The organism is Aerococcus sp. L_32, from assembly GCF_050689315.1.
This window is the reverse complement of the sequence record NZ_JBOEQF010000195.1, coordinates 1-3,940: the sequence shown is the minus strand read 5'-3', so window position 1 is coordinate 3,940 and position 3,940 is coordinate 1. Positions and strand designations below refer to the sequence as shown.

Genomic DNA, 3,940 nt, shown 5'->3' with positions numbered 1-3,940 from the left:
TATCGCTAAAGGAGGTGCTCGATTTGAGAGTTAGTATGAAACAATTATTAAAAACCGTTGAGCAACCTAATGCGAAAATTACGCAAAAGATCCCTGCAGAAGTGGTAACAGCTTCACGTGATATCAACCGATTAACAACGTCTGAATTGGCTAAGAAAATCTGTGATGTTTTTTATGAGATGCATGGTGACCGTCGTTATGGTGACGACGGCGCGATTGTCGGTGGTATCGGACAAATTAATGGCCGAGCAGTTACAATAGTTGGAACTGAAAAAGGCCACTCGGTTCAAGAAAATATCAAGCGTAACTTTGGGTCGCCTCATGCTGAGGGTTACCGTAAAGCCATTCGTTTGTTTGAACAAGCTGAAAAGTTCAACCGTCCAGTGATAACCATTGTTAATACTTCCGGCGCCTTCTGTGACGTTGAAGCAGAAGACCGGGGGATTGGACAAGCGATAGCTGAATCCATGCAAACAATGGCTGGCTTAACTGTACCAACTATCACGATTTTAATGGGTGAAGGTGGGTCTGGTGGAGCGTTAGCCCTAGCTGTTTCAAATAAGGTATGGATGATGGAGAATGCCATGTATTCAGTCTTATCGCCAGAAGGATTTGCAACGATTTTATGGAAAGACCCGAGTCGTGTACCAGAAGCTGCTGAATATATGAAATTCACGGCGCCTGACTTGTTAGATTTTAAGGTTATTGATCAAATTATCCCAGAGCATTACGGGAAAAAGGTCTTAGATCACGATGGTCAAGCACAATTGATTAAAGAAATGGTCTTGAAAGAAATTGACCAGCAATTGGCCATGTCAAAAGCAGATTTAATTGCTGCAAAAGAAGCACGCTTTAATCAATTCTAGTCAACTGACATTTTGAAAAAACAACCAATTTGAAGGAAGGTGTGACCTAAGGTCGCATCTTCTTTTTTCGAATTATTGGATAAAAATATTCATGGATATGATATTGTGATAATATAAGCTTAGAAGGAAGGGTGTTTACAGCCTGCATTTCCAACAGAAAATAAGATTTAAGAGGATGTATAATGAGAAACCAAGACAATGATTTTGAACGATCATTTAAATTAGATATTGAAGAAGCGGTTCAGCGTATTAAAGCGGGCGAAATGAGTGAATCGCTGAAATTATTGCTGATTGCCCGTAAGAAAAGAAAGAGTGTCGTTGATTTTAGAAATTATATCATCGGCGTTTTATATGAAGAAGAATTAGAAAATGATTTAGTGGATATTTTCTCATTATTGATTGAATTTTATGGCGAAGGGGTTATGGCTAATCCTGATTTAATAGATGTCGAGGCAGAAATTGACTGGAAGTCTTTCTACCAATTTGTGCAAAAAGCCATTCAAGGACAAGTTAAATTGAATCTCCCTCAACATGGTCAAATGACACCCATTATGCAAATTATCATTGTGCCAGAAATGATGGAAAAGTTGACCCAATTTGAGGCGACTTCAGATGATGATGCTAGTAATGTGGAGGTTTTACAAGGCCTACAAAAGTTATTCGACCAGTTAGTGGCTAGAGATAAACCCTTGACTATCCTTGAGAAGGCGCAGGTCAACCATCTGCTGGAATTGAGCGACAAGGTATCCATCAATAAATTGTTAAGCCTCTTAAACCGGGACCGGGATTTTGTATTCCAATCGGATATCTTGCTTTATATTTTCCACCATCCACACGAGGACCAAGAAATTACCTTAACCAATATCTACGATGAGACGACGACTATTTCACTCAGTGACTTATTTGAGATTGAAACCAATAGCCACTTCTTAGATTTGGTTTCCTACGTGGAGGAAGTTTATATCCACGAACCCTATCGCGTGGCTTACTTGATGGAGAATATTTATGATATTTATACCGTCATGTACCCATTTGTCGATGATTTAAACCAGATTGACCCAGAAGATATGGTAGAAGCGATTGGCCAATTAATGGAAGATGGCGACCCACTTTCAATTGATAATCAAGTCGTACAAGATATTTACCAATATTGGTTTTATGAGTATATGCAGAATTTTGCGAGTTTTGAATAAGAAGATGTAATGGATGACTAAAGGGTGATCGAATGTTAAAAATAGCCATAGACGGATCAGTGGACGGACAATTTGGACCGGCAGGCGTTGGTATGGTCATTGTACATGACGGGCAACAGCGACAAGAGAAATACCCTTTAAGTGGGGAAATGGACAACCATGAGGCGGAGTTCCATGCCTTGCTATTATTGTTGGAAAAATTACAAGCTGAAGGACTAGAAAGTGAGTGGATCCTGTGTCAAACAGACTCTAAGATCGTCTTTGATGCGGTTAACAAGAAATTTCATAAACGCGACCCCTATAAAAGTTTGTTAGAGGTTATTTTAAATAAACTCGAGTATTTTCCCATGTTTAATTTAAAATGGGTGCCGGACCAAGCTAACAGAGGGGCAGATAACTTAGCCCGTCAAGCCATGCACCAGGCCAAGAAATTAAGGGACCAGCAAGGCTAGTTAAGGGATAAATTCAGACCGTCAATCGCATAAATATGGATTTAAATTCGAATAACAGACACAAAAAAACCGGGTAGCAGGCGGTTAAAGCCGTTTACCTGGTTTATTTATTTTTGTTTGTAAATATATTATTCTGCGTCTACCTTTTTAGGACGTGGTTTGCGCGCGCCCCAGTACTGGAATAGGTCAGTACGGATAGCTCCATTGTATAATTTACGTTTCTTAGTAGCTTTCTCACCGTAGTATTCTTCAAAGGCTAGGTCAGACGTCAGGATGTATTTACTCCAAGTTTTCATTGGACGGTAAAGATCACCCATTTGTCGGTATAACTTATGCACATAATCTTCGTCATTTAAACGCTCACCGTATGGGGGGTTGGCTACGATAACGCCATATTCTTTCTTCGTTGTAAAGTCAGATAATTGCATTTGTTTGAATTCGATTTGATCGCCGACGCCAGCTGCTTCTGCATTGGCTTTTGCGATTTCAATCATCCGGTGGTCAATATCTGATCCCATGATATCTAACTGAATGTCATGACGGATAGCCGCCTTAGCCGCTTCACGGGCTTTTGAATATTCGCGGTTATTGAAGATATCCCATTCCTCAGAAATGAAGGCACGGTTAATACCTGGGGCAATATTTTTCCCGATTAATGCCGCTTCAATGGTTAGGGTACCTGAACCACATGTTGGATCGTAAAATGGCTTGTCAGGGAACCAGTTAGTTAATTTAACTAGGGCTGCAGCCATGTTTTCTTTAAGTGGTGCGCCACCTTTTTCAGTACGGTAACCACGTTTGAATAGGGAAGAGCCAGACGTATCAATAGTAATCAGGGCTTCGTCCTTGTGGATGCTCACTTCGATAGGGTATTTAGCGCCTGTCTCAGGTAGCATACCACGGCGGTGGTAGTGGTCGCTCAGACGGTTAACGATTGCTTTTTTCACGATTTTTTGCACGTTAGGAACAGAATGCAATTTTGAATTGACTGATTTACCTGATACTGGGAACTCTGCGTCCATTGGTAGAATATCTTCCCAAGGGATGGCCTTGGTCGATTCAAATAATTGGTCGAAGGTGATGGCCTTGAAATCGCCCATGACGATTTTGATACGGTCCGCAGTCCGTAAGTTAATATTTGTGCGGGCTACATCATCAAGACTGCCTTCAAAGCGGGCACGGCCATTTTCTACTTGGACCTCGTAACCCATGTCACGTAGTTCTTTACCTACTAGGGCTTCAATCCCTGCGGCAGCTGTTGCGATAAGTGGATATGTTGTCATATTGTACTCCTTTTGGGTGGTAAGGCTTCATCTTATATTTAAGACTATTTTACCATGATTTCATCTCAATAAAAAAAGGTTGGAAAAGAATCCAACCTTTTGCCTGTTTGTAAATTTCGATAAGCCATGTTCTGTTCCCCGATATC

Annotated in this window: 4 protein-coding genes; 3 read left to right on the top strand and 1 reads right to left on the bottom strand. The window is 40.8% G+C overall.

Annotation, left to right across the window (positions count from 1 at the left end; translation table 11 throughout):
• Window positions 1-35 precede the first annotated feature (35 nt).
• The 3 genes from accA to ACRCJ0_RS10235 all read left to right on the top strand — a co-directional run bounded on the left by accA (window position 36) and on the right by ACRCJ0_RS10235 (window position 2,511).
• Window positions 36-866 (top strand): carboxyltransferase subunit alpha, encoded by an 831-nt coding sequence (gene accA / locus ACRCJ0_RS10245; RefSeq protein ID WP_419971388.1) that lies wholly within the window; start codon window positions 36-38, stop codon window positions 864-866.
• Window positions 867-1,048: 182 nt separating this feature from the next.
• Complete coding sequence (locus ACRCJ0_RS10240; RefSeq protein ID WP_431390371.1) at window positions 1,049-2,059, top strand: hypothetical protein; 1,011 nt, start codon at window positions 1,049-1,051, stop codon at window positions 2,057-2,059.
• A 32-nt stretch (window positions 2,060-2,091) separates the two neighbouring features.
• Window positions 2,092-2,511 (top strand): ribonuclease HI family protein, encoded by a 420-nt coding sequence (locus ACRCJ0_RS10235; protein WP_419971346.1) that lies wholly within the window; start codon window positions 2,092-2,094, stop codon window positions 2,509-2,511.
• A 128-nt stretch (window positions 2,512-2,639) separates the two neighbouring features.
• Here the strand turns inward: ACRCJ0_RS10235 and ACRCJ0_RS10230 are convergent, their stop codons facing one another.
• Window positions 2,640-3,794 carry a THUMP domain-containing class I SAM-dependent RNA methyltransferase gene (locus ACRCJ0_RS10230; protein WP_419971347.1) on the bottom strand — a complete coding sequence of 385 codons (1,155 nt, stop codon included), beginning with the start codon at window positions 3,792-3,794 and terminating at the stop codon, window positions 2,640-2,642.
• Between the last annotated feature and the right edge of the window lie 146 nt (window positions 3,795-3,940).